The sequence below is a fragment of the Pseudomonas tohonis genome (assembly GCF_012767755.2).
Lineage (GTDB): Bacteria > Pseudomonadota > Gammaproteobacteria > Pseudomonadales > Pseudomonadaceae > Metapseudomonas > Metapseudomonas tohonis.
Genome location: NZ_AP023189.1, coordinates 1,750,581 through 1,774,146, shown reverse-complemented (window position 1 = coordinate 1,774,146; position 23,566 = coordinate 1,750,581). Strand labels below are relative to the sequence as shown.

Genomic DNA, 23,566 nt, shown 5'->3' with positions numbered 1-23,566 from the left:
ACTGAACAGGGGCGGCGCCTGGCCTCCCCCAGCCGCGCTGGGCGAGCCGGGCGACTGAAGTCGCCCCTACATCCCCCTACAGACTCCGGAAGGCGATTACAGGCGCGCGCGGTACTCGCCCGGCGTGGCGTCGAACCAGCGGCGGAAGGCGCGGAAGAAGTTGCTCGGGTCGGCGAAGCCCAGCAGGTAGGCAGTCTCCAGCAACGTCAGGTTGGGCTGTGCCAGGTACTGCTCGGCGAGCTCGCGACGGGTGTCGTCCAGCAGTTGCTGGAAGCTGGTGCCCTCTTCCTGCAGGCGGCGCTGCAGGGTGCGCTGGGACAGGTGCAGGGTGCTGGCCACCACCTCGCGCTTGGGTTCGCCCTGGGGCAACAGGCGGCACAGAACCTGGCGCGCCTGGTGGGTCACGCGGCTGCCGGAGAAACGCGCCAGGTACTCGCCAGCGAAGCGGTCGTGCAGCTGCGCCAGGGACTCGTTGGCCGTGGGCAGCGGCGTCTCCATGTCGGCGCGGTCGAACAGCAGCGCATAGTGCTCGGCGTTGAACCGCAGCGGCGCCTGGAACACCTGGCGATAGGGCTCCATGTCCGCAGGCGGCGGGCCCTGGAAGCGGATTTCCAGCGGGTTGATCGGCCGCCCCGTCATCCAGCGGCAGAAGGCCAGGGAATAGGCCATGGACGCCTCGGCGCTCTGCCGCGCCGGCGGCAGGCGGTCGCCATGGATCGCCAGGATCAGCGCATAGCCGTCGGGGGTGGCGCGAAAACTCAGGTCCGCGCCCTCGGCGATGATCCGCTGGTAGCGCACCAGGCGGGCGAAGCCCTCCTTGAGGGTGCGGCTGGACATCAGCGCATAACCCACCACGTGGAAGGACGCCGGCCTCACCACCTTGGCCATGTTCAGGCCGATGGCCGGGTTGCCCGACAGCTCCACCGCGCGCAACCACAGGCGGGTCATGCCGTCCTGGGGGAAACGGGCATCGGGATCGTTCAGGGCGGCGTAGTCGAGCCCCAGTTCGGGGAACAGGTTGCGGCAGTCGACGCCGCCCATTTCCAGCGCCTGGACGATCCCCAGGGCCCAGCTCGATGACGTGGTACGTTCGCTCATGGCGCCTTCTTGTTCTGTCAGACGGAGACCACAGGACAGGGTCTGGCGACGAAGGATACTAAACTGGCACCTAATGTCACTGGTCTGGAAAGGTACCAGTCCTACACTCTCTTCCTACAAGAAAGAGGAGACATCCCCATGAGCACCGCGCCCGCCGAGCGTTTCAGCAGCTTCGCCGAGTTCTACCCCTATTACCTCCAGGAACACAGCAACGACGTATGCCGCCGCCTGCACTACGTCGGCAGTCTGCTGGTCCTGAGCATCCTCGCCTACGCCCTCGTCACCCAGCAGTGGCTGTGGCTGCTGGCCCTGCCCGTTGCCGGCTACGGCTTCGCCTGGGTCGGTCACTTCGTGTTCGAGAAGAACCGCCCCGCCACCTTCAAGTACCCGCTCTACAGCCTGATGGGCGACTGGGTGATGCTGAAGGACGCCTTCACCGGCCGCATCCGCTTCTAGCAAGCCCCCGAAAACAACAACAAGAGAGGCCCCCGATGAATGCCCACGCCCGCTTCACCCACATGGAAGACGGTACCGCCGAGGACTGGAGCATCATCGCCCAGGACTTCGCCCGCTACGCCGCCCAGCTCCCGGACCGCATCCTCACCCACCTCAGGCTGCTGGATGGCGACTTCGGCGGCTTCCCGGTCGACCGCCTGACCCACTCGCTGCAGACCGCCACCCTCGCCCACCGCGACGGCCAGGATGAGGAATACGTGGTCTGCGCCCTGCTCCACGACATCGGCGACACCCTCGGCTCCTTCAACCACGCCGACATCGCCGCGGCGATGCTCAAGCCCTTCGTCAGCCCCGAGAACCACTGGATGGTGGAGAAGCACGCGATCTTCCAGGGCTACTACTTCTTCCATCACCTGGGCCTGGATCGCCACCTGCGCGAGCAGTTCAAGGACCACCCGCAGTACCGCCAGACCATCGAGTTCTGTGCACGCTACGACGCCGCCGCTTTCGACCCCGAGGCCGAACACCTGCCCCTGGAATACTTCGAGCCCATGCTGCGCCGCGTCTTCGCCCAACCCAGGCAGTCGATCTACAAGGCCGTGATGGAGCGCAACGCGAGCTGAACGTCGAGGCCGTGCCACCGTTCGGCGGCCATGCTTGGCCGCCGTAGTGGCACTTGGTTATGATCCCGCACCCGCCAGGCATTGGCTCAGGTCTTGCAGACCATCGGACGCCCGTACGTCGCGTCAGAAAATCATCAGGGATCGTTCGCTTACATGAAGTCAGCCAATCTAGACCGGCTCAGCAGTCTTCCGACCCCGCCGCTTCGCGAGTATTACTCCCGCGTACTGGCTTATATCGCCACGGCCGCCAGCATCGCCGCCGGCAGCTACATCCAGTACTTCTCCTACGACGTGCTGTGGATGGTCCCCTACGCCCTGCTCTATCCGCACCTGGCCCATCACCTGAGCCTGCGCTTCAAGCGTGACCACCCCGAGCGCACCCACCTGATCCTGCTGTTCATCGACGCCCTGCACGCCGGCGCCGGCGCGGCCCTGCTCGGTTTCTCGGTGGTGCCGAGCCTGATGTTCATGCTCACCCTGTCGTTCAGCGCACTGATCATCGGTGGCCTGCGCCAACTGGGCCTGGCGATCCTCGTGGCCGCCAGCGCCACGGTGCTGACCACGGTGGTCGCGCACCCGGACCTGAAGCTCGCGACCCCGGCTCTGGTGTCCTTCGTCAGCATCTGCTTCACCACGCTCTACGTCTGCATCACCGCCTTCTTCGTGCACCAGCAGGGCCTGCGCCTGGCGCTGGCGCGCAGCGAGATCAAGCTGGAGCAGGAAAAGGCCGCGCGCCTGGCCCGCAACCTCGCCAAATACCTGTCGCCGCAGGTCTGGGAAATGATCTTCAGCGGCAAGCGCCACGTGCGCCTGGAGACCCAGCGCAAGAAGCTCACCGTGTTCTTCTCCGACATCAAGGGCTTCACCGAGCTGTCCGAGGAGCTGGAGGCCGAGGCCCTGACCGACCTGCTCAACAACTACCTCAACGAGATGTCGAAGATCGCCCTGAAATACGGCGGCACCATCGACAAGTTCGTCGGCGACTGCGTGATGGTGTTCTTCGGCGACCCCTCCACCCAGGGCGCCAAAAAGGACGCCGTGGCCGCCGTATCCATGGCCATCGCCATGCGCAAGCACATGAAGGTGCTGCGCCAGCAGTGGCGCGCCCAGGGCATCACCAAGCCCCTGGAAATCCGCATGGGCCTGAACACCGGCTATTGCACGGTGGGCAACTTCGGCGCCGACACGCGCATGGACTACACCATCATCGGCCGCGACGTGAACCTCGCCAGCCGCCTGGAAAGCGCTTCCGAGGCCGGCGAGATCCTCATCTCCCACGAGACCTACTCGCTGATCAAGGACGTGATCATGTGCCGCGACAAGGGCCAGATCACCGTCAAGGGCTTCGCCCGCCCCGTGCAGATCTACCAGGTGGTGGACTTCCGCCGCGACCTGGGCGCCACCTCCAGCTACGTCGAGCACGAATTGCCGGGCTTCTCCATGTACCTGGACACCAACGGCATCCAGAACTACGACAAGGAAAAGGTCATCCAGGCGCTGCAACTGGCTGCCGAGAAACTGCGCGACAAGGTCATTCTCTGACCGAATGGGTCACAGCAAGGCCGCCCTCGGGCGGCCTTTTTCATGGGCGCGGCGCAGGCATCAGGCACCGCGAGGACGGTTGCGCTGCGCTCACGAAGCGCTTCGGTGCGCACGTCACCTCCTGCGACGAAGCTTCGTGCTTTTCGTGGGATGGGTAGAGCGGAGCGAAACCCATCGATGCGGAGCGCCAGACCGCGCGGCTACGCGGATACATGGCTGCGTGCCCTACGACAGCGACCCTTCCCCCACCGCCTCACCGCACAACTCGCCGTCCAGCAGCGGCTGGCGTGCCAGGAACTCCTGGGCGGAAGCCCGCCAGGACAGGCGCGCGGCCCGTTCGGCGCAGGTGGCGCGGTCCAGTTCGAGGGCGCGCAGGCAGGCCCCCTGCAGGTCCTCGTCCATCACCCCGGTGACATCCGCTTCCAGCACGTCCAGCGGCCCCGGCACCGGCAAGGCGGCCACCGGCGTGCCGCAGGCCAGGGCCTCCAGCATCACCAGCCCGTAGGTATCGGTACGCGAGGGGAAGACCAGCACGCTGGCACCGGCATAGGCCTCGGCCAGCGCCTCGCCGTGGCGGTAGCCGAGGAAGCGTGCATCGGGGTAGTCCGCTTCCAGTTCGGCCCGCTGCGGCCCATCGCCCACCAGCCATTTCTCGCCGGGCAGCTCCAGGTCGAGGAAGGCCCGCAGGTTCTTCTCCGGGGCGATGCGGCCGACGTAGAGAAACACCGGCTTCAGCGGCCGGGGCTGCTGCGGGCGCGGGTGGAACAGGCGGGTCTCCACGCCCTTGCGCCACAGCGACAGGTGCCCCAGCCCGCGCCCGGCCAGCTCGCCACGCAGGCGCTCGGTGGTCACCAGCACCGTCTGGCTGGGGCGATGGAAGGCGCGCAGCACGGCGTAGCCCCACTCCAGCGGCACGCCCGGCCAGCGGGTGTGCACGTATTCGGGAAAGCGCGTGTGCACGGCGCTGGAGAAAGCCAGGCCACGGCGCATCAGCCAGCGCCGCGCGGCCCAGCCCAGCGGCCCTTCGGTGGCGAGGTGCACGCAATCCGGGCGGAAATCGCGGATCGCCGGCCCGACGCGCCAGAGGTCCCACACCAGCGGGATCTCCGGGTAGGTCGGGCAGGGCCGCGAGCGGAAGTCACGGGGCGACAGCAGCTTGACCAAGTGGCCGAGCCCGCGCAGTTCGGCCACCAGGGCCTGCAGGCTGGTCACCACGCCGTTGACCTGGGGCGCCCAGGCATCGCTGACGATGAGGATCCTCATGCAGCCGGCTCGAGGGCTGGCTGCCGGGTCTCGGCGGCGAGGCGCGCCTGGTCGTCGGCGAGGCGGTAGAGCTCGATGGTGCCGTCCCAGTGCTCGATCAGCGCGGTGCAGGATTCGACCCAGTCGCCGCAGTTCATGTACTCGACGCCGCCCACCTGGCGGATCTCGGCGTGGTGGATGTGGCCACAGACGGCGCCGTCCAGCCCGCGCTTGACGCACTCGTGGGCGATGGACTCCTCGAAGTCGCTGATGAAGTTCACCGCCGTCTTGACCTTGTGCTTGAGAAAGGCCGACAGCGACCAGTAGCCGTAGCCCCAGCGCTCGCGCCAGTGGTTGAGCCAGCGGTTGAGGGTCAGGGTGAACTCGTAGGCCGAGTCGCCGAGGAAGGCCAGCCACTTGTGGTAACGGGTGATGACGTCGAACTGGTCGCCGTGGATCACCAGCAGGCGGCGACCGTCGGCGGTCTCGTGGATCGCCTCGTCCACCAGCTGGATGTTGCCGAGCAGCAGGCTGGAGTAGCGACGCAGGAATTCGTCGTGGTTGCCGGTGACGTAGATCACCTCGGTGCCACGCTTGCTCATGGTCAGCAGGCGCCGGATCACGTTGGTGTGCGCCTGGGGCCAGTAGATGCCGCTGCGTAGCTTCCAGCCGTCGATGATGTCGCCCACCAGGTAGATGCGGTCGGCGTGGTGGCGCTTGAGGAAGCGCGCCAGGTGCTCGGCCTGGCAGTCGCGGGTGCCGAGGTGAACGTCGGATATCCACAGGGTGCGGACGCGTTGCTTGCGGGGACGAGCCGGGTCGACCGGCTCCAGGCGTTGAACGCTGCTCATGGGCGGCCTCCAGCTGGGTTTTTCCGATCTTGCGCAGGCCCGGTGAAGTGCAGGTGACGGTTAGCTTGCAGAACGATGACACTGCCGGCGCCCGCGCCACGGAGTAGACTGGCGGCCTGCCGAGGACCACCCCATGAACCCGATGCTGACCCTGCGCCGCTACAACCACGACCTGCTCGCCCACAGCCACGACCACGCCCAGCTGGTGTTCGGCCTGACCGGCAGCCTGGAGTTCGAGGTGGGCGGCATCGGCGCGCGGGTCGAACGGCAGAACCTCGCCGTGGTCCCGCCGGGTGAGCACCATGCCTGCGGCAGCCCGCGCGGCAGCCTGTGCCTGGTGCTGGACGTGCCCGACGACACCTGGCTGCAACGCACGCTCGGCGGGCATTTCGATGCCAGCCGGCGCCTGCTGGAAAAACCCGGTGCCCTGCAGCTCAACCCCGCCCAGAGCCAGTTGGTGGGCTGGCTCGCCGCCAGCCCGATCGACGATCCGGTGATCGCCACCCAAGGCGTCGGCCTGCTGCTCGCCAGCCTGGTGGCACCGGGCAGCGAAGCCACGACGGAACCCGGCGAACTGCCCCTGGCGGCGCTGGACGCCCACATCGACCAGCACGCCGCCCGCCCCTTGCAAGTGGCTGACCTCGCGCGGCTCTGCGGCCTTTCCGTGGCGCGCTTTCACAGCCGCTTCCTCGCCGCCACCGGGCAGACGCCCATGGACTACCTGCGTACCCGGCGCCTGCTCCAGGGCCGTCGCCTGCTGCTTGAAAGCGCCCTGAGCGTGGCCGAGGTCGCCGCCCGCGTGGGCTATGCCTCGCAGAGCGCCTTCACCGCCGCGCTGTCGCGCGAGTTCGGCGTGACGCCGCGCTCGCTGCGTCGCACGCGCGACTGACGCGAGTGTCGCGACGAAACCCGCGAGCCCTGCGACAGACAAGCCACCGCGCCGCCCTCTAGACTGCGGCCATCGTCAAACAAGGGGGCTGTATGTCATCGACCATCGAATGGGCGGATTTCGAACGCGTTGAACTGCGCGTCGGCACCGTCGTCTCCGCCGCACCCAACATCAAGGCCATCAAGCCGGCGTACGTACTGGAGGTGGACCTGGGCGAGCTCGGGGTGAAGACCTCCAGCGCGCAGATCACCGCCCACTACGCCGCCGAGGAGCTGGTCGGCCGCCAGGTGCTGTGCGTCTGCAACTTCGCACCCAAGCGCATCGCCGGGGTGCGCTCGGAGGTGCTGGTGACCGGCGTCCACGACGCCGACGGCAAGGTGGTGCTGGCCGGCTTCGACAAGCCCCTGCCCAACGGCGCGCGCCTGGCATGAACGAACGCAACGCGCTGCTCGCCATCCACCTGGGTGCCCTGCTCTTCGGCCTTTCCGGCATCTTCGGCAAGCTGGCGGAAACCACGCCGCTGGTGATCACCCTGGGCCGGGCGCTGTTCGCCGTCCTCGCCCTGGCGCTGTTCGCCCGGTTGGTCGGCGGCGCCCGGGGCGGCTCCCCGTCGCGGCGCCAGGTTCCCCTGCTGCTGCTCGGCGGCCTGCTGCTGGGCGGGCACTGGGTGCTGTTCTTCCAGGCGGTGAAGGTTGGCGGCGTGGCCATCGCCACCCTGGGTTTCGCCAGCTTCCCGGCCTTCACCCTGCTGCTGGAGGGACTGTTGTTCCGCGAGCGCATCCACCTGCGCGAGATGCTGGTGGTCGTCCTGGTCAGCGTCGGCCTGGTGCTGGTGACCCCGGCGTTCGATTTCGCCAGTGACGCCACCCAGGGGCTGATCGCGGCCATCCTCTCCGGCCTGCTGTTCTCCCTGCTGTCGTTACTCAACCGCGCCAGCACCCGTGGGCTGGACCCGGTGAAGGTGGCGCTGTGGCAGAACCTCTGCATCGTCGCCTGCGTGCTGCCCCTGGGCGCGTCGCTGCTGCCCACGGTCCGGGCCGTCGACTGGCTGTGGATCGCCCTGCTCGGCGTGCTCTGCACCGGCCTCGCCCACAGCCTGTTCGTGGCCAGCCTGAAGGTGCTGAACGCCCGCACCACGGCGGTGATCTTCGCGCTGGAGCCGGTCTACGGCATCGCCTTCGCCTGGTGGCTGTTCAGCGAGGAGCCCTCGCTGCGCATGCTCGCCGGTGGCGCGCTGATCATCATCGCCATCGCCTTCCCGACGCGCAGAACCAACGCGGTGAAGCCCGCCGAAGCGACGCACTGAACCGTAGCCCGTGCTTCAGCGCGGGAGCGAGGCCGCCGGGGCCCCGGACCGAAGTCCGGGGCAGGGTTCAAGGCGGCCCGGCTTTCTCAGTTGACGCTGTAGCCGCGCCCCATCAGGCAGGCGCCCAGCGCGCGGCGGTAGCGTTCGGTGCTGTCGCTGCCCACCGGGCGGGTCACGGTGGCCGGGTCGAAGCCGCTCTGGGACACCGCCCAGGTGTGGCATTCGTAGCGGTCGCGGCCCTGCTGGTCGACGCTCTGGCCGTTGGCCGGATAGGCGATCACCTCGTAGCTGGCCACGCTGTTGCCCTGCACCACCGGCGGCGGAGCCACCACCTCGTAGCGCTGCACGTTGGCGTTCCACAGGTAGTAGGTGCCGGCGGCGACGAAATACAGCGCGCTGCCGATCCACAGCTCCCGGGCGCCCGATGGCAGGCCGTGACCGTGCCCACCAGCGGGGCCTGGCCCCCAGCTGCCGGGGCCGCCCGGACCGGGCCCGCCGGGACCACCCGGCCCCGGGCCGGCGAACGCCTGGGTGGAGAGGCCGAGCACCAGCAACGCCAGCGTCAGGGTTGTTTTCAAGGACATCGTTCACCTCGCTGCACGGCGGCAGCAGGATCGCTGCCGCCCGGGGGCATTATTCGCCGGGGCCGCACCGGCGGGCGTCAGCCCTGTGTAAAGCCCGGGTAAACCTCCTGATACATGCCTTTCTCAGGCCTGGTCCTGCTCCAGCAACCAGTGGCAGTAGCGCGCCACGCCGGTCTCCAGGTCGAGGAAACCGTCGCCTGCACCGGCCTCGCGCAGCAGGTCGATGTCCGCCTGCGTATGGCTCTGGTAGCGCCCGCGCAGGGCTTCGGGGAAGGCCTCGTAGACGATCACCCCGCGCTCGACCAGCTCGGCCAGGCCCAGCGGTGGCTGGTCGGCCTCGGCGCGCAGGGCGTTGACCACCGCCACGGCCACCGCGTTGAAGGGCCGGGCGATACCGGTGCCGAGGTTGAAGAGGCCCGAGCACTGCGGGTGGTCGAGAACGTGCAGGTTGACCCGCGCCACGTCCTCCACCGAGACGAAGTCGCGCCGCTGCTCGCCATCGGCGAAGCCGTCGCAGCCCTCGAACAGCCGCACCCGCCCGTGCGCGCGGTATTGCTGGAAGCAATGCAGCGCCACCGAGGCCATCGGTCCCTTGTGCCCCTCGCGCGGGCCGTAGACGTTGAAGTAGCGCAACCCGACCACCTGGGCACGGGCCTGGGGCAGCAGGCGGCGCACGCGCTGGTCGAAGAGGAATTTGGAGTAGCCATAGACGTTCAGCGGCCGCTCGTGCTCGCGGGCTTCGCGAAAGACCCGCCCCGCGCCGTAGACGGCGGCCGACGAGGCATAGATGAAGGGCGAGCCGCGACGCTGCGCGGCGTCCAGCAACTCACAGCTGTAGCGGTAGTTGTTGTCCATCATGTAGCGGCCATCCGCCTCCAGGGTGCTGGCGCAGGCCCCCTGGTGGAACAGCGCGCGGACCATGCCGAAGGCGCCCTCGGCGAAGCGCGGGACGAAGTCGCGCTTGTCCAGGTAGTCGCGGATCTCGCAATCGGCGAGGTTGCGGAATTTGTCGCCCTCTGTCAGGTCGTCGACGGCGATGATGTCCGTCTCGCCACGCTGGTTGAGGGCCCGGACGAGGTTGCTGCCGATGAAGCCGGCGGCACCGGTGACGATGATGCTCATGACGGCACTCCAGAAAGGGGAATGCCGCCAGGCTATGCCTGCATTGCCGGGTCGCGCTTGACCTGGGGCAAGAAGGCTCAGGGCCGGTCGCTGTGGCCCAGGTCACGCGTCGGATCGATGCGATCGCGAACCCGCTGCTTGAGCACCTTGGCCTCGGGGAAGCCGCCGTCGGCCTTGCGCTCCCAGATCTGCTCGCCATCGCAGGTGATGCGGAACACACCGCCGGTACCCGGCTCCAGCGCCACCCGGCCGAGGTCGTCGGCGAAGGTGCTGAGCAGCTCCTGGGCCAGCCAGGCGGCACGCAGCAGCCATTGGCACTGGGTGCAATAGGTGATGACGATTTCGGACCTGGCGCTGGACATGGCGATGCTCGGTGGTGGGGGTGCGGGGTGCCTATAATAGCGGCCTTTTCCTCCCCGCCTGACCAGGGATGCGTTATGCGCCGCGTGCTTCTGTTCCTCGCTTTCACCCTCCTGCCACTGGCCACCCTGGCCGAGCAGGCCCACCCACGCATCGGCCTGGTGCTGTCCGGCGGTGCCGCGCGCGGGCTGGCGCACATCGGCGTGCTGCGGGCGCTGGAGGAACAGGGCGTGCACATCGACGCCATCGCCGGCACCAGCATGGGCGCGGTGATCGGCGGCCTCTACGCCTCGGGCTACAGCGTCGAGGAACTGGAGAAGCTGGCCCTGGCCATCGACTGGCGCCAGGCGCTCTCTGACGCGCCACTGCGTGACGACGTCCCCTTCCGCCGCAAGCAGGACGACCGCGACTTCCTGGTCAAGCAGAAGCTCAGCTTCCGCGACGACGGCAGCCTGGGCCTGCCGCTCGGCGTGATCCAGGGCCAGAACCTCGCCCTGCTGCTGGAGAGCCTGCTGGTGCACACCAGCGACACCCGTGACTTCGACCGCCTGGCCATCCCCTTCCGCGCCGTGGCCACCGACATCTCCACCGGCGAGAAGGTGGTATTCCGCAAGGGCCACCTGCCCCAGGCGATCCGCGCCAGCATGTCGATCCCGGCGGTGTTCGCACCGGTGGAGGTGGACGGCCAGTTGCTGGTGGACGGCGGCATGGTGGACAACATCCCGGTGGACGTGGCGCGGGAGATGGGTGTCGACCTCGTGATCACCGTCGACATCGGCACCCCGCTGCGCGGGCGCAAGGAGCTGCTCACGGTGGTCGATGTGCTCAACCAGTCGGTGACCCTGATGACCCGGCGCAACTCCGAGGCGCAACTGGCCACCCTGGGCCCGGACGACATCCTGGTGCAGCCGCCCCTGGCCGGCTTCTCCGCCACCGACTTCGGTCGCGCGCGGGAGATGATCGACGCCGGCTACCGCGCCGCCACCATCCTCAAGAACCGCTTCGCTCCGCTGGCCCACGCGGGCGGCCGGCAGGAGGCCGTGCTGGAGGAGGCGCGCCTGCCGGTCGAGCGCCGCCCGGTGATCGCCCGCATCAGCGTGGAGAACGACTCCAAGGTGGGCGACGAGGTGATCCGCCGCATCATCCGCCAGGAGACCGGCAAGCCGCTGGACCTGGAGCGCCTGCAGAGCGACATGGGCACGCTCTACGGCCTGGATTACTTCGAGCAGGTGCATTACCGCGTGGTCAAGCGCAAGGACGGCAACGTGCTGGTGATCAACGCGCGCGGCAAGCGCACCGGCACCGACTACCTGCGCCTGGGCCTGAGCCTGGATGACGACATGCGCGGCGGCAGCACCTTCAACCTGGGCGCCAGCTACCGGGTCAACGGCATCAACACGCTCGGTGCCGAATGGCTGACCCGTGCCCAGATCGGCAGCGACCAGGAGCTCTACAGCGAGTTCTACCAGCCGCTGGACTACGGCTCGCGCTACTTCGTGGCTCCCTACCTCGCCGCCGAGGCGCAGAACGTGGACGCCACCCTGGACAACGACCCCATCGCCGAATACCGCCTGCAGCGCTACGGCTACGGCTTCAACATCGGCCGGCAGATCGCCAACAACGGCGAGCTGCGCCTCGGCATCGGCCAGGCCTGGGGCGATGCCGACGTGCGCATCGGCGACCGCCGCCTGCCCAGCTTCAGTTTCAGCGAGGGCTACTACGAGGCGAAGTACTCCTTCGACACCCTCGACAACGTGGACTACCCGCACGAGGGCGAGGACATCAAGCTGACCCTGCGCCAGTACGACCCCGAACTGGGTTCGGACGACCGCTACCGCCAGTGGGAGCTGAGCCTGGACAAGGCGCTCTCCAGCGACGCCAACACCTTCGTCCTCGGCGGTCGCTATGGCCGTACCCTGGACAGCGCCGAGGTGGTCACCTCCAGCTTCCAGCTCGGCGGTGCCCGACAGCTGTCGGGGTTCCGCGAGGACTCGATCTCCGGGCAGAACGTCGCCCTGGCACGGCTGGTCTACTACCGGCGCATGACCCAGCGCTCGTTCCTGCCGCTGGACTTCCCCTTCTACCTCGGCGCCAGCCTCGAACGCGGCCGGGCCTGGAACAACGACAACAGCTTCGACAGTGGCTACATCAACGCGGGCAGCCTGTTCATAAGCTTCGACACGCCGCTGGGCCCGCTCGACTTCAGCTACGGCCTCAACGACGCGTCCGAGCAGGCGCTCTACCTCAAGCTGGGCCGGGTGTTCTGAGTGGGGTCTCGCGCAGGGGGGGGGCGCCGCTCGCTGAGCGTTCCCACGCGACACGCGCGCTGCACGGACATGAAAAAGCCCGGAACCAAGTCCGGGCTTTTTCATGTCACGGGCCGCGTCAGGCGATCTTCGCCAGCAGCTGGCGGGCCTCCTGCTTCTGCTCCTCGTCGCCGCCATCGATCACCTCGTTGAGGATGCTGCAGGCGCTTTCGACGTCGCCCTGGTCGATGTAGGCCAGGGCCAGGTTGAGCTTCATCAGGTTCTCCTGGCGCGCGGCCAGGTGGTCGAGGTCGTCATCGGCCTCCAGCGGGTCCTCGAAGTCGAAGGTCAGCTCGCCCAGCTCTTCGGCCTGGGGCAGGTCCGGCAGTTCGAGGCGATCGGCCTGCTCCAGGTCATCCAGTTCGAACACCTCGGGCATGTCCTGCAGGTTGCTGCGGAACGCGGGGTCGACGTGGTGCTGCACCGGCTCGGCCTTGCCCGCCGCCTTGGCCTTGGGCGCCTCGGTCTTGAAGGGGCTGAGGCTGTCCCAGTCGGCATCCAGCGGCAGGTCGTCGAGGTTGAGCTGGAACTCGTCGGTCAGCTCGTCGTCACGGTGCACGACAAGCGCGACCGGGGGCTGGTCGGCAGCCTCGTCGGCGAGGACGAACTCCGGATCGGCCAGCATCGGCTCGGCACTCGTGTTCTGATCGATGCCGGGGTAGCGGGCCTTGATCTGCTCGATGCGCGCCGGGCCGACGCCCATCTCCAGCAGGCTCCGCTCCTCGGCGGCGAAGCCGCTCCGATCACGCAGCTCGCCGAGCACCTCAAGCAGGCGGAAACGCAGGTCGGTGCGCTTGGGCTCCTGGACGATGGCCGCGCGCAGGGCGCTCTCGGCGTCGCTGAAGCGACCGTAGGCGATGTAGATGTTGGCGCCATCCAGGGAATCGCTGGAGGCACGCGGAGCCACGGGCTGGGGTTGCGGGCGCGGCGCCGGTGCAGGCGCGGGCGCGGCGGCCACTGCAGCGGCGGTGGCGACCACCGGCTCCACTCGGGGCTGGGGCACGGCACCGATGCGCGGGCGCTCGGCGGTGACGGCCACGACAGCCGGGCGCACCCTGGGCTCGGGTTCGCGCTCGGGCCCGGCTTCCTCGGGGCGGGTCCCCTGGCGGCGGCGCAGCAGCACCAGGGCCAGGACGGCCAACAGCAGCACGCCACCGAGGGCCAGCAGGGCACGGGACCAGGTGTCCTGGCCAGCCGGCGCCTCGACCACCACCTGGGGCGCGGCGTCCGGCGAAGCCGCCTGCGATTGCGCGGCGTCGGCAGCGGGAGCGGGAGCGGAAGCGGACGTATCGCTGGCGGCCGGCGCCGGGGCTTCGCTCGGGGTGACCCCGGGCTGGGAATCGGCGGGCTCCTGGGACGGGCTGCCCACGACAGCGGCGTCCGGGGCGACGGCAGCGCCTGCCGGCGGCACGTTCGCCCCCTCGACGGCGCCTTCGGCACCCCGGGTGTCCAGGGCGCCCTGCAGACGCGCCAACTGGGCGTCCTTCTGCTCCATCTGGCGCTGCAGGTTCTCCAGCTTGAGCTGGAGGTCGGCGATGTCCTGGCGCAATTGCAGGCGTTCGTTCTCGCTGTTGAGCAGCTCGGTGTCGACACGGCGCTGGACTTCAGCGATCTGCTGCGGCAGCGGCGCCGGCTGGCCCGGGTTGGCGGGCGCGGAGAGCGGGCCCGGGGCGCTGCCCGAAGTCGCTTGTGCGTCACTGCCCGGGGCGGCGGCCGGGGCGGTCGAGGTGCTCGCTGACAGCGTCGCGGCATCCGGCAGCAACAGGCTCTGGCCCACGCTCAGGCGGCTCGGGTCGCCATTGGCGAAGGCGCTGGGGTTGAGCGCGTGGATGCCGTTCATCATCTGCGCGGTGCTCATGCCGCTGCCAGCGCTCTGGCGCTGCGCGATCGCCCACAGGCTGTCGCCCTTGACCACCGTGTAGCGCTTGCCCTGGGTGGCGGGCGGCGCGGCTGCGGGGGCGGGTTGGCGGGCGGCGCCGGGCGCGTCGCCACGGCTGCCGTCGCGCTGGCCGGCGGCAGCGCCCAGCGGCGCGGCCACGGGGTTGTAGGCGGAGAACTCCGGCGGGTCCAGCAGCAGGGTGTATTCGCGCAGCAGGCGGCCGTTGGGCCGGGCCACCTCGACGATGAAGTTCAGGTAGGGCTCGCGCACAGGCTTGTTGGAAACCACGCGGATGCGGCCGCTGGAACCCCGGATCATGGGGCTGAAGCGCAGGTCGTTGAGGAACAGCACGCGGTCGACGCCGGAACGCTCGAAGACTTCGGCCGACGCCAGGCTGACCTTGATGTCGCTGTCGGTCAGGTCGCCCACGTCGAGCAGGCCGATTTCCGCCTCGAGGGGCTGGTTCAGCGCGGAATGCAGGGTGATCTCGCCCAGGCCGATGGCGGACGCCAGGCCGGAATAAAGGATGGGTCCCGATGCAAACGCAACGAGGATCCTGTTGACTCGAGCCATGTGCCCTCCCCCGGTCATGCCGGCTCGAACGCCGCGGCCACCTCCCTACGATCCGGTATCCATGGAGGGGCAAAAGTCAGGCGTTGGCATTGAAAGTGGACGCGCTGGGTAACGATCCCTGGAACCCAACAGAAAATAAGTATGGATGTAAATTCCCAGATTGCCCGGCGTACCGGCCTTGGGCCATCAGGGTGGAGGAATCTTACTTCAAGTTCGCCATGAAAGTGACGTATTTCACACCCTTGGCGAATATTTATAGAGCTACGTCAGCCTTTTGTCGCTTTGACACCCCAGGCGGGCCACAAAGCGAGCAGGAAAAGCCCCGCGACCAGCCAAAAGGTCTGCTGGAACGCCAGGGCTTCGGCCAGCGCGTCACCGCCGCCGGCATGGTGGCGCCACTCCAAGAAGAAGGTCACCAGGTTCACGCCGAAGGCACCGCCGAGCTGGCGCACGAAGGTGATGGCGCCGGCTCCGAGGGCCAGCTCCTCGGCACTCAGCACATCCAGCGAGCCGGTGCTCAGCGCCGGCAGCAGCAAGCCCAGGCCGAGGCGGCCGACACAGGCCCAGAAGCACAGCACCACGAAGGACGCACCGCTCTCCACCAGCCCCAGCCCGAGGCTCGAAGCCGCGAACACCAGCAGGCCGGCCACCAGCAGCAGTGCGGCGGAGAGCTTGTCGCTGAGCCAGCCGCCGATGAAGGACGCCAGGCCCAGCACCACGCCCGTGGGCAGCAGCAACAGCCCCGCGCGGCCGGCGCTGTAGCCCTCGACCGTCTGCAGGAACAGCGGGATCAGGTAGGTGGAGCCGTAGAGGCCGAGGCCGAGCACCAGCGCCACCCCGCTCGCCTTGCGGAACGCCGCGTGGCGCCACAGTGGCAGGGGCAGCAGCGGTCGCTCGCTGGCGCGGCTGCGCAGGACGAAGGCCAGGGTCGAAAGTACGCCGAGCAGCCCGGGGATCCAGCAGCTCGGTGCCAGCCAGCCGAAGCGCTGGGCCTCGGCCAGGGCGCCGAGCAGGGCGAACAGCGCGACGCTGAGATAGAGGAAGGCGACGAGGTCGACGCCCGGAGTGCGCCGGTCGCGGTCCGACGGCATCAGCCACTGGGCACCGAGCGCCGCCAGCAGGCACATGGGCAGCGGCAACCAGAACACCGCCTCCCAGCCGAAGTGGTCGATGAGGTAGCCACCGATGGTCGGGCCGAGCGTCGGCGCGATCATCACCCCGAGCCCGTAGATGCCCAGGGCCATGCCCCGGCCACCCTCGGCGAAGATGCGGAAGATCAGGACCATCGCCAGCGGCTGGATGATCCCGGCGCAGGCGCCCTGGACGATACGCAGGGCGATCAGCTCCCAGGCCGAGGTGGCAGCCAGCGCCAGGAGGGAACAGAGGGTGAAGACCAGCAGGCCGCCCTGCACCGTGCGTCGCGCGCCCAGGCGCGACTGGGCCCAGGCGGCGAGCAGCAGCCCGGCGGTCATCGCGGCGAGGAAGCCGGTGGCGAGCCACTGGGCCAGGGGCCGGCCGATGGCGAAGTCCGCCATGATCGCCGGCAGGGCGACGTTGATGCTGGTGGAGGCGAGGATCATCGCCATGCTGCCGACCATCAGCAGGCCGAGCAGCAACTGCGGATAACGCGGACCGAAGCGCGCGTGCAGGGCCTCGAGGTCCTGCATCAACGCCGTTCCAGGTTGGCCAGTATCTGCGCGTGGATCTGCTGGCAGCGACGCAGCTCTTCTTCATCGATGCCGGTGAAGACCTCCCTGCGCAGCTGGTTGGAAATGGCCTCGATCTTCTCGATTAGCGGCCGTGCCTTGGGGCACAGGGTGATCTTCTTCGCCCGGCGGTCCTCGGCGACGGCCAGGCGCTGCACCAGCCCCTGGGCCTCGAGGCTGTCGAGCAGGCGGGCCAGGGTCGGGCCCTCGACGCCGACGCTCTGCGCCAGTTCACGTTGGGTGGGGAGTTCTTCGAAGCGGGCGAGATGCAGGAGAACCAGCCAGCGAGCCTGGGACAGGCCGAGGTCGACGAGCCGGCGGTCCAGCTCCGCGCGCCAGGCTCGCGACATCTGCGCGAGCTGCATGGCGAAGCGGTGTTGATCGGTATGGGACATTGAAACGGACTCTAACTGCCTAAACTAATAATTAGCGAGCTAACCATAGGCGACAGCCGGGAGCAAGCGCAGCTTTGTATCTACCACTTCACATATTGATCTTCGACAAAGCCCCACAGCCCATCGATTTCCAGGGCCGGTCGCCCATGCGGCCGGAGCACGCCATCGAAGCGCCCGAAGATCTGCTTGAAGTTACTGGCGATGAAGCCCAGGTTCAGGCGCTCCTTGTGCAACCCGGTGCCCACGAAGCGCAACGCCACCTGGCCGTCGGCTGAGGTGATCCGCCACTCCTCCAGCGGCCGGTCGCGATCGAAGGCGAAACGCACGCAATCCACCTTGATCAGCTCGCCATCGATCCAGAAGCAGTTCTCGGTGAAGCTGGTCTCGTTGACCCCGCAGGACAGGTTCAGCCCTACCCGCCGCCCCTGCGCCTCGCCGGACAGGCAGGCCCAGTTCCAGAAGGTCTCCGGGCGCATGTAGCCGGCGGACCAATCGTGGTGGGCGAAGGCGCCGATGGCCTGCAGGTCGAACTGACCCAGCTCGCAGTGCACCTCGCCCCGGCAGGCGACGCCCGCCACCTTGCGCGCATAGACCCAGCCGTTCACCGCCGTGGGCGTGCACAGGCTCATGGGCTGGAAGGCCGGCTCGTCCTCGGAGAAACGCGCGTCGATGCGGGTGCCGTCGTCCAGTTGCACCAGCAGGCGCTTCTCCTTCGGCTTGGGCGAGTTCTCCAGTCGCAGCAGGTTGCGGCCCTGGCGCAGCTCGCAGACACCATCGTCCGGGGCTTGCGAGAAGCGCGTGCCCATCCCCAGCGGCAGCTTGAACTGGCGCTCGATCATGCGCCCGCTGGCCGGGTGGAACAGGTAGACGAAGCCCACGCCCACCAGGCTCAGGTCGGCCAGCGCGCAGCCGCCGATGAGCTGGTCGCTGATCAAGCCGAAATACTGGAACTGGTGGAAGCGCCGCCACTTCGCCAGGGCGCCGAGACGACGCCCCATGGGCGAGCGGAAATCGAAGTCACGGTGGTTGACCAGGCCGGGGGTGCCGTCGAAAAGGCCGTAGTGCGGCTGGCCGTCGGCGCTGATCAGCTTGTCCATGGGCAGGGCTCGTCGGTGGTGAAGGCGCAGATCCTAGCACCGGCGTACCAGGCCACGCAGTCACGCACCGCGCCACCCGGGGGGACGAACTACGCCACCACCTGGTTGCGCCCGAAGGCCTTGGCCTCGTAGAGCGCGCGGTCGGCGTGCTCGTAGAGTTCATAGAGCTGGCCGAGCGGCGTGTCGCTGCCCGGCGCGATGCAGGCCAGGCCGATGGACATCGTCAGCACCTCGGCGACCTGGGAACCCTCGTGGCGGATGGCCAGGCGCTCCAGGGCCGCACGCACATTCTCAGCGCACTGCCGCGCCTCGGCCTCCGGCGTGCCGTAGAGGAGCACGGCGAACTCCTCGCCACCCAGGCGTACCGCCATGTCCAGCGGTCGTCGCGCGGCGTCCTCGAGCACCTCGGCGACCCGCTGCAGGGCCTGGTCGCCGCCCTGGTGGCCGTAGAGATCGTTGTAGGCCTTGAAGTGGTCGACATCGCACAGCAGCAGCGCCAGGGGCAGCCCCTCGCGCTGGGCCTGCCGCCACACGCGCTCCAGCTGGCGGTTGAAGCTGCGCCGGTTGTGCAGGCCGGTCAGGCTGTCGTGCTCGGCCAGCACGCGCATCAGCCGGCTGATGAGGAAATGCTCGCGGGACTTGAACTCCAGCAGGTAGCAGCCCACCGCTCCCACCAGGTTGCCGAACACGAGGAACAGCAGGTTGTTCACCAGCCGCGGCCAGGGCAGCCCGGCCCAGAGCTCCAGCGCCACGTAGGCCACCAGGATCAGGACCGACACCAGCAATGCCTCGCCCAGGCGCAGCCCGACCACGAAATAGGCCGCCATGCACACCAGCAGCAGCCCTTCATAGGGGAATGACGGGTCGACCCGGTGGGCGATGGCCACCACCGCCGCCGCGCCTATGCCCAGCGCACTGACACACACCAGGCTCAGCGGCACCAGCAGGTGCACATGGCGCCGCTGCAGGATCAGCAGCCCGCAGACCACCAGCAGCACCAGCACGCCCAGGCGCACGGCGAGCATCCACCAGCGTTCGGAAGAGGCGATCAGGTGGAAGTCGAGAAAGGCGAAGGCCAGCCAGATCGGCAAGCCGAGCAGCAGCGCGATGCGCTTGAGGTCGAAGGTCTGCTCGAGGAAGAAATTACGGTATTCCTGCTCCAGGGGACGGACGAACCGCAGCTGCCGGAATCCCAGGGCAAGTTGATCGGCATAGGGATTGGGGCGTACTTCGTCCAGCCAGGCGTTGAGTGTCGACACTGCCACCTCTTCTTTTTATGGGCCCGGGACATACTGCTGCGCCCGGCCTTGCAGCCTCGGGCCCGTGCGGAAAACCGCCTACCTCACATAGACGGTCCATCGTCGCGGGCCCTGCGCCTCCTGTCGGGGCCGGCGACCTCACATCGCCGGCCGGAGGCCTAGGTGCACATTAGTAGCAGGCGGAATCCGCCACAAGTCGTCGGGCGCGTCTTATGCGGCGCGCCCGTGACGGCGGCCTCAGGACTCGAACTCGGCCTGCAGCGCGGCACGCACGCAGTGGAGCACGCCCTCGGGGACCTTGCCGCCGAGCATCTCGGCCACCTCGGCGACGCTGGGCAGCTCGCCCTCGCCATCGAGGAAGGCGTCCTGCACCGCGCCGAGCATTTCCTCGGGCAGGTCCAGCGCCTGCTCCAGGCTCAGCTGCTGCTCGCTGATGGCCTCGGCCAGCAGCGAATAGACGTTCTTCTCGGTGCAGTCGAGCTGGCGCGCGATCTGCGCCGGGGTCATGCCCGCACGGGCCAGGCTGACCAGCTCGTGACGCAGGTCGGCCACCGCGCGCGGCGCCGGCGCGGCGTCGGCGCCACCGTTGAGCACGTCGAGGAAGGCCTCGCCGTAGCGCTCCAGCTTGCGTGCACCGACGCCGCTGACCCGCGCCATCTCCGCCAGGGTGCCGGGCTTGCTGCGCAGCATCTCCAGCAGGGTGGCGTCGGGGAAGATCACATAGGGCGGCACGCTGTGCTCCTCGGCGAGCTTGCGGCGCAGGGCGCGCAGGGCCTCCCACTGCTCGCGCTCCTCGCCACGCACCAGCTGGCTGGCGGCACTGGCCGCCGGCTTCGGTGCCTTGGTCGAGAGGTCGCGGCGCAGTTGCAGGCTCACCTCGCCGCGCAGCAGCGGGCGGCAAGCGTCGGTCAGGCGCAGGCCGCCGAAGCCGTCGAGGTCGACATCCGCCAGGCCACGGGCGACCAGCTGGCGGAACAGCGTGCGCCATTCGCCTTCGGACAGCGCCTTGCCCATGCCGAAGACCGACAGGTGCTGGTGGCCGGCGGCGCGGACCTTCTCGTTGTCGCGGCCCAGCAACAGGTCGACCAGATGGCCGACGCCGTAGCGCTGGCCGCTGCGGTAGATGGCCGAGAGCGCCTGACGAGCGGGCTCGGTGGCGTCCCAGGTCTGCACGCCGTCGACGCAGATGTCGCAATGCCCGCAGGGTTGCGGCAGCTCCTCGTCGAAATAGGCCAGCAGCGCCTGGCGGCGGCAGCGGATCTCCTCGCACAGCGCCAGCATGGCGTCGAGCTTGTGCTGCTCGATGCGCTTGTGGCGCTCGTCGCCCTCGGAGTTGTTGAGCATCTGCTTGAGCAGCAGTACGTCCTGCAGGCCGTAGGCCATCCAGGCATCGGCGGGCAGTCCGTCACGGCCGGCGCGGCCGGTCTCCTGGTAATAGGCCTCCAGGGACTTGGGCAGGTCGAGGTGGGCGACGAAGCGCACGTTGGGCTTGTCGATGCCCATGCCGAAGGCGATGGTCGCCACCATGATCAGCCCCTCCTCGTTGAGGAAGCGCTTCTGGTGGTAGGCCCGCAGGTCGCTGGGCAGGCCCGCGTGGTAGGGCAGCGCCGGGTAGCCCTGCTCGGAAAGGAAGGCGGCGACCTCGTCGACCTTCTTGCGCGACAGGCAATAGACGATGCCGGCGTCGCCACGCCGCTCGGTGAGGAAGGACAGCAACTGCTTGCGCGGGCTGTCCTTGGCGACGATGCGGTAGAAGATGTTCGGCCGGTCGAAGCTCGAGAGGAAGCGCTCGGCGTTCTGCAGGTGCAGGCGCTGCACGATCTCCTCGCGGGTGCGCATGTCCGCCGTGGCGGTCAGGGCGATGCGCGGCACCTCGGGGAACAGCTCGGCGAGCTGGCCCAGCTGCAGGTATTCCGGACGGAAATCGTGCCCCCACTGGGAAACGCAGTGGGCTTCGTCGATGGCGAACAGGGCGATGTCCAGGTTCTGCAGGAAGCCCAGCATGCGCGGCTGCACCAGGCGCTCCGGCGCCAGGTAGAGCATCTTGATCTCGCCCCGGCGGATGCGATCGGCGATATCGCGCTGCTCGTCGTTGCTCAGGGTGGAGTTCAGCGCCACCGCGGCCACGCCGAGCTCGTCGAGGGTGGCGACCTGGTCCTCCATCAGCGCGATCAGCGGCGAAACCACCACCGCCAGCCCGTCGCGCATCAGCGCCGGGACCTGGAAGCACAGGGACTTGCCGCCGCCGGTGGGCATCAGCACCAGCACATCGCCGCCCTTGGCCACGCGGTCGATGATCGCCGCCTGGTGGCCGCGGAAGGCGTCGTAGCCGAATACGTCTTTGAGGATGCGCTGGGCGTGGTCGAGCATGCGGGTCTCCGAATGAAGCCGCGCATTATACGTCAGCGAACGCCTGAGGAAGCCCTCGCCCATCGGGGCCGCTTTTGCCGCGGGCCTCCCACTCGACTAGAATCCACCCTCGTTTATTCCTCAAGGTAGTCCCACGATGTCCTTCGCTGAGCAACTGTCCCGCCTGCAAGCCTTCCTCGATGCCGATGACCTGCACGAAGAAGCCCTGGACTACGTGGCCGCCCATGGCTACCTGACCGCCCTGTGCATCTGCCCGGACCAGGTTCCGGAGCGCGAGTGGATCGACGCCCTGTTCGCCGAGCCGCCGCACTACCGCAGCGACGCCGAGCGCGAGGAGATCGAAGCCACCCTGCTGCTGCTCAAGGCCCACATCGCCCGCCAGCTGGCCAGCGACGAAGACCCGGAGATGCCCTGCGACCTCGACCTGGGCGACGACCCGGACGATTCCGACCTGCGCGGCTGGTGCATCGGCTTCATGGAAGGCGTGTTCCTGCGCGAGTCCGTATGGTTCGAAGACGCCGAAGAGGAAGTCAGCGAGCTGCTGCTGCCGATCATGGTCGGTTCCGGCCTGTTCGACGAACAGCCCGAATTCGCCGATATCGCCGCCGATCGCAACCTGGTCGACGAAATGGTCGAGCAGATCCCCGAGCTGCTCACCGCCCTGTTCCTGCTGTGCAACGCCCCGGAAGAAAAGCCCGCCCTGCTCAAGCCGCGTCACTGAGACGGTCGCGCTGATGGCGCACGGTGACATCCGCCAGAGCCGCAGCCCGGCAGTGCGCTACGTACTGCTGGTGGTCGGCTGGCTCGCCGTCGCCCTGGGCGTGATCGGCATCTTCCTGCCGGTATTGCCGACCACGCCCTTCCTTCTCCTGGCCGCCGCCTGCTTCGTGCGCAGCTCGCGGCGCTTCTACCTCTGGCTGGTCAACCACAGGCATCTCGGGCCCTGGATCAGGGACTACCTCGAAGGCAACGGCATCCCGCTCAAGGGCAAGGTCTACGCCATCGGCCTGATGTGGGTCAGCATCGCCTTCTCCTGCTACCTCGTGCCCCTGCCCTGGGCGCGCGGCTTCATGCTCACCAGCGCCGTGCTGGTCACCGTCTACATCCTTCGCCAGAAGACCCTGGGCCGAGACTGAGCCCACCCCGCAACACCCTCCAAGCCCACCGGCAAAAAGCCCGACCACCACCTAGACTGCACTGATCCAAGGGCGGAGACCCTGATGATGCAGCTAGGGCGGCGTGCGAAAGCGAAGCGAGGACGGCCATGGACGACATGGCTGGCCCTGCTCGCCTGCCTGCTGGTCTCGGCGGTCGCCGCCAACTGGGATTTCGGCCTGATCCTGCAGAACGCGCAGAAGCGCTACGGCAGCCTCGGCACCGCCAAGGAGCGCATCGAGGCCTGGAGCGCGCTGATCGACAGCAGTGGCGAGCTGCCGGAGAAGGAGAAGCTCGCCACGGTCAACCGCTTCTTCAACCGCCAGCTGCGCTTCGTCGACGACCAGCGCAACTGGGGCGAGAACGATTACTGGGCCACCCCCGTCGAGGCCCTGGTCAAGGGCGCCGGCGATTGCGAGGACTACTCCATCGCCAAGTACTTCACCCTGCGCCGCCTCGGCATCCCGTCCGAGAAACTGCGCATCACCTACGTCAAGGCGCTCAACTACAACCAGGCACACATGGTGCTCACCTACTACGCCAGCCCCAGCTCGGACCCGCTGGTACTGGACAACCTGATCGGCGAAATAAGGCCGGCCTCGCAACGCAAGGACCTGCTGCCCGTGTACGCCTTCAACGCCGAAGGCCTGTACACCGCCGGCAAGCGCAGTGGTGACAGCAAGAAGCTTTCGCGCTGGCAGGACATCCTGCAGAAGATGCGCGCCGAAGGCTTCGCCATTGGAGAGGGATAGA

General features: G+C 68.3%; 22 protein-coding genes. 10 read left to right on the top strand and 12 right to left on the bottom strand.

Annotated features, from left to right (window positions below; translation table 11 throughout):
* Nucleotides 1-96: 96 nt before the first annotated feature.
* Nucleotides 97-1,098: an AraC family transcriptional regulator gene (locus HSX14_RS08215; protein ID WP_173177066.1), complete on the bottom strand. Its 1,002-nt coding sequence runs from the start codon at nucleotides 1,096-1,098 to the stop codon at nucleotides 97-99.
* 138 nt (nucleotides 1,099-1,236) lie between these two features.
* On the opposite strand from HSX14_RS08215, the gene HSX14_RS08210 reads away from it, so the two are divergent.
* The 3 genes from HSX14_RS08210 to HSX14_RS08200 all read left to right on the top strand — a co-directional run bounded on the left by HSX14_RS08210 (nucleotide 1,237) and on the right by HSX14_RS08200 (nucleotide 3,719).
* Nucleotides 1,237-1,554 carry an Mpo1-like protein gene (locus HSX14_RS08210; RefSeq protein WP_173177064.1) on the top strand — a complete coding sequence of 106 codons (318 nt, stop codon included), beginning with the start codon at nucleotides 1,237-1,239 and terminating at the stop codon, nucleotides 1,552-1,554.
* Nucleotides 1,555-1,589: 35 nt separating this feature from the next.
* Nucleotides 1,590-2,177: an HD domain-containing protein gene (locus HSX14_RS08205; RefSeq protein ID WP_173177061.1), complete on the top strand. Its 588-nt coding sequence runs from the start codon at nucleotides 1,590-1,592 to the stop codon at nucleotides 2,175-2,177.
* A gap of 153 nt (nucleotides 2,178-2,330) precedes the next feature.
* Complete coding sequence (locus tag HSX14_RS08200; protein WP_111259502.1) at nucleotides 2,331-3,719, top strand: adenylate/guanylate cyclase domain-containing protein; 1,389 nt, start codon at nucleotides 2,331-2,333, stop codon at nucleotides 3,717-3,719.
* A 225-nt stretch (nucleotides 3,720-3,944) separates the two neighbouring features.
* On the opposite strand, the gene HSX14_RS08195 is transcribed toward HSX14_RS08200, so the two are convergent.
* Both HSX14_RS08195 and HSX14_RS08190 read right to left on the bottom strand, forming a co-directional pair.
* Nucleotides 3,945-4,982 (bottom strand): glycosyltransferase family 4 protein, encoded by a 1,038-nt coding sequence (locus HSX14_RS08195; RefSeq protein ID WP_173177059.1) that lies wholly within the window; start codon nucleotides 4,980-4,982, stop codon nucleotides 3,945-3,947.
* Complete coding sequence (locus HSX14_RS08190; protein ID WP_173177057.1) at nucleotides 4,979-5,812, bottom strand: UDP-2,3-diacylglucosamine diphosphatase; 834 nt, start codon at nucleotides 5,810-5,812, stop codon at nucleotides 4,979-4,981. The genes HSX14_RS08195 and HSX14_RS08190 overlap by 4 nt, the downstream gene beginning before the upstream one ends.
* A gap of 133 nt (nucleotides 5,813-5,945) precedes the next feature.
* Between HSX14_RS08190 and HSX14_RS08185 the strand changes: the two genes are divergently transcribed.
* From HSX14_RS08185 to HSX14_RS08175, 3 genes are all read left to right on the top strand, one after another.
* Complete coding sequence (locus HSX14_RS08185; protein ID WP_173177055.1) at nucleotides 5,946-6,701, top strand: AraC family transcriptional regulator; 756 nt, start codon at nucleotides 5,946-5,948, stop codon at nucleotides 6,699-6,701.
* A 92-nt stretch (nucleotides 6,702-6,793) separates the two neighbouring features.
* Nucleotides 6,794-7,132 carry a tRNA-binding protein gene (locus tag HSX14_RS08180; protein ID WP_173177053.1) on the top strand — a complete coding sequence of 113 codons (339 nt, stop codon included), beginning with the start codon at nucleotides 6,794-6,796 and terminating at the stop codon, nucleotides 7,130-7,132.
* The gene (locus HSX14_RS08175; protein ID WP_173177051.1) at nucleotides 7,129-8,007 is read left to right on the top strand and encodes a DMT family transporter; all 879 of its coding nucleotides are present in this window, start codon (nucleotides 7,129-7,131) and stop codon (nucleotides 8,005-8,007) included. The genes HSX14_RS08180 and HSX14_RS08175 overlap by 4 nt, the downstream gene beginning before the upstream one ends.
* 86 nt (nucleotides 8,008-8,093) lie before the next feature.
* Here the strand turns inward: HSX14_RS08175 and HSX14_RS08170 are convergent, their stop codons facing one another.
* The 3 genes from HSX14_RS08170 to HSX14_RS08160 form a co-directional block, all read right to left on the bottom strand.
* A complete protein-coding gene (locus HSX14_RS08170; protein WP_173177049.1) occupies nucleotides 8,094-8,591 on the bottom strand; it encodes a hypothetical protein in 498 nt (165 codons plus the stop codon).
* A 123-nt stretch (nucleotides 8,592-8,714) separates the two neighbouring features.
* On the bottom strand, nucleotides 8,715-9,713 hold the full coding sequence (rfaD, locus tag HSX14_RS08165) for an ADP-glyceromanno-heptose 6-epimerase (RefSeq protein ID WP_173177047.1): 999 nt from the start codon (nucleotides 9,711-9,713) through the stop codon (nucleotides 8,715-8,717).
* Between the two features lie 77 nt (nucleotides 9,714-9,790).
* Nucleotides 9,791-10,075, bottom strand: a complete 285-nt coding sequence (locus tag HSX14_RS08160; RefSeq protein WP_173177044.1) for an Rdx family protein — start codon at nucleotides 10,073-10,075, stop codon at nucleotides 9,791-9,793.
* Nucleotides 10,076-10,150: 75 nt separating this feature from the next.
* On the opposite strand from HSX14_RS08160, the gene HSX14_RS08155 reads away from it, so the two are divergent.
* Complete coding sequence (locus HSX14_RS08155) at nucleotides 10,151-12,340, top strand: patatin-like phospholipase family protein (RefSeq protein ID WP_173177042.1); 2,190 nt, start codon at nucleotides 10,151-10,153, stop codon at nucleotides 12,338-12,340.
* A gap of 118 nt (nucleotides 12,341-12,458) precedes the next feature.
* On the opposite strand, the gene HSX14_RS08150 is transcribed toward HSX14_RS08155, so the two are convergent.
* The 6 genes from HSX14_RS08150 to recQ all read right to left on the bottom strand — a co-directional run bounded on the left by HSX14_RS08150 (nucleotide 12,459) and on the right by recQ (nucleotide 21,658).
* Complete coding sequence (locus tag HSX14_RS08150; protein ID WP_173177040.1) at nucleotides 12,459-14,831, bottom strand: motility hub landmark protein FimV; 2,373 nt, start codon at nucleotides 14,829-14,831, stop codon at nucleotides 12,459-12,461.
* Between the two features lie 266 nt (nucleotides 14,832-15,097).
* Complete coding sequence (locus tag HSX14_RS08145; protein WP_228723559.1) at nucleotides 15,098-16,498, bottom strand: DHA2 family efflux MFS transporter permease subunit; 1,401 nt, start codon at nucleotides 16,496-16,498, stop codon at nucleotides 15,098-15,100.
* A complete protein-coding gene (locus HSX14_RS08140; RefSeq protein ID WP_173177036.1) occupies nucleotides 16,498-16,932 on the bottom strand; it encodes a MarR family transcriptional regulator in 435 nt (144 codons plus the stop codon). Before HSX14_RS08140 ends, HSX14_RS08145 begins: the two co-directional genes overlap by 1 nt.
* Nucleotides 16,933-17,012: 80 nt before the next feature.
* Complete coding sequence (locus HSX14_RS08135; RefSeq protein ID WP_173177034.1) at nucleotides 17,013-18,029, bottom strand: DUF2804 domain-containing protein; 1,017 nt, start codon at nucleotides 18,027-18,029, stop codon at nucleotides 17,013-17,015.
* A gap of 89 nt (nucleotides 18,030-18,118) precedes the next feature.
* Entirely contained in the window at nucleotides 18,119-19,288 is a 1,170-nt protein-coding gene (locus tag HSX14_RS08130; RefSeq protein WP_173177032.1) for a GGDEF domain-containing protein, read from the bottom strand.
* Between the two features lie 237 nt (nucleotides 19,289-19,525).
* On the bottom strand, nucleotides 19,526-21,658 hold the full coding sequence (recQ, locus tag HSX14_RS08125) for a DNA helicase RecQ (RefSeq protein ID WP_173177030.1): 2,133 nt from the start codon (nucleotides 21,656-21,658) through the stop codon (nucleotides 19,526-19,528).
* A 136-nt stretch (nucleotides 21,659-21,794) separates the two neighbouring features.
* Here recQ and HSX14_RS08120 point away from each other — a divergent pair, with 136 nt between their 5' ends.
* The 3 genes from HSX14_RS08120 to lapG all read left to right on the top strand — a co-directional run bounded on the left by HSX14_RS08120 (nucleotide 21,795) and on the right by lapG (nucleotide 23,565).
* Nucleotides 21,795-22,379, top strand: a complete 585-nt coding sequence (locus HSX14_RS08120; protein WP_173177028.1) for a UPF0149 family protein — start codon at nucleotides 21,795-21,797, stop codon at nucleotides 22,377-22,379.
* A 13-nt stretch (nucleotides 22,380-22,392) separates the two neighbouring features.
* Nucleotides 22,393-22,794, top strand: coding sequence for a YbaN family protein (locus tag HSX14_RS08115; protein ID WP_173177026.1), 402 nt, complete (start codon nucleotides 22,393-22,395; stop codon nucleotides 22,792-22,794).
* 87 nt (nucleotides 22,795-22,881) lie between these two features.
* A complete protein-coding gene (lapG, locus tag HSX14_RS08110; protein WP_173177202.1) occupies nucleotides 22,882-23,565 on the top strand; it encodes a cysteine protease LapG in 684 nt (227 codons plus the stop codon).
* Nucleotide 23,566 lies beyond the last annotated feature (1 nt).

What these genes read in the sequence shown, in the direction of transcription:
- HSX14_RS08215 (WP_173177066.1), bottom strand. Translation starts at nt 1,098, where the DNA reads ATGAGCGAACGTACCACGTCATCGAGCTGGGCCCTGGGGATCGTCCAG.
- HSX14_RS08210 (WP_173177064.1), top strand. Translation starts at nt 1,237, where the DNA reads ATGAGCACCGCGCCCGCCGAGCGTTTCAGCAGCTTCGCCGAGTTCTAC.
- HSX14_RS08205 (WP_173177061.1), top strand. Translation starts at nt 1,590, where the DNA reads ATGAATGCCCACGCCCGCTTCACCCACATGGAAGACGGTACCGCCGAG.
- HSX14_RS08200 (WP_111259502.1), top strand. Translation starts at nt 2,331, where the DNA reads ATGAAGTCAGCCAATCTAGACCGGCTCAGCAGTCTTCCGACCCCGCCG.
- HSX14_RS08195 (WP_173177059.1), bottom strand. Translation starts at nt 4,982, where the DNA reads ATGAGGATCCTCATCGTCAGCGATGCCTGGGCGCCCCAGGTCAACGGC.
- HSX14_RS08190 (WP_173177057.1), bottom strand. Translation starts at nt 5,812, where the DNA reads ATGAGCAGCGTTCAACGCCTGGAGCCGGTCGACCCGGCTCGTCCCCGC.
- HSX14_RS08185 (WP_173177055.1), top strand. Translation starts at nt 5,946, where the DNA reads ATGAACCCGATGCTGACCCTGCGCCGCTACAACCACGACCTGCTCGCC.
- HSX14_RS08180 (WP_173177053.1), top strand. Translation starts at nt 6,794, where the DNA reads ATGTCATCGACCATCGAATGGGCGGATTTCGAACGCGTTGAACTGCGC.
- HSX14_RS08175 (WP_173177051.1), top strand. Translation starts at nt 7,129, where the DNA reads ATGAACGAACGCAACGCGCTGCTCGCCATCCACCTGGGTGCCCTGCTC.
- HSX14_RS08170 (WP_173177049.1), bottom strand. Translation starts at nt 8,591, where the DNA reads ATGTCCTTGAAAACAACCCTGACGCTGGCGTTGCTGGTGCTCGGCCTC.
- rfaD (WP_173177047.1), bottom strand. Translation starts at nt 9,713, where the DNA reads ATGAGCATCATCGTCACCGGTGCCGCCGGCTTCATCGGCAGCAACCTC.
- HSX14_RS08160 (WP_173177044.1), bottom strand. Translation starts at nt 10,075, where the DNA reads ATGTCCAGCGCCAGGTCCGAAATCGTCATCACCTATTGCACCCAGTGC.
- HSX14_RS08155 (WP_173177042.1), top strand. Translation starts at nt 10,151, where the DNA reads ATGCGCCGCGTGCTTCTGTTCCTCGCTTTCACCCTCCTGCCACTGGCC.
- HSX14_RS08150 (WP_173177040.1), bottom strand. Translation starts at nt 14,831, where the DNA reads ATGGCTCGAGTCAACAGGATCCTCGTTGCGTTTGCATCGGGACCCATC.
- HSX14_RS08145 (WP_228723559.1), bottom strand. Translation starts at nt 16,498, where the DNA reads ATGCAGGACCTCGAGGCCCTGCACGCGCGCTTCGGTCCGCGTTATCCG.
- HSX14_RS08140 (WP_173177036.1), bottom strand. Translation starts at nt 16,932, where the DNA reads ATGTCCCATACCGATCAACACCGCTTCGCCATGCAGCTCGCGCAGATG.
- HSX14_RS08135 (WP_173177034.1), bottom strand. Translation starts at nt 18,029, where the DNA reads ATGGACAAGCTGATCAGCGCCGACGGCCAGCCGCACTACGGCCTTTTC.
- recQ (WP_173177030.1), bottom strand. Translation starts at nt 21,658, where the DNA reads ATGCTCGACCACGCCCAGCGCATCCTCAAAGACGTATTCGGCTACGAC.
- HSX14_RS08120 (WP_173177028.1), top strand. Translation starts at nt 21,795, where the DNA reads ATGTCCTTCGCTGAGCAACTGTCCCGCCTGCAAGCCTTCCTCGATGCC.
- HSX14_RS08115 (WP_173177026.1), top strand. Translation starts at nt 22,393, where the DNA reads ATGGCGCACGGTGACATCCGCCAGAGCCGCAGCCCGGCAGTGCGCTAC.
- lapG (WP_173177202.1), top strand. Translation starts at nt 22,882, where the DNA reads ATGCAGCTAGGGCGGCGTGCGAAAGCGAAGCGAGGACGGCCATGGACG.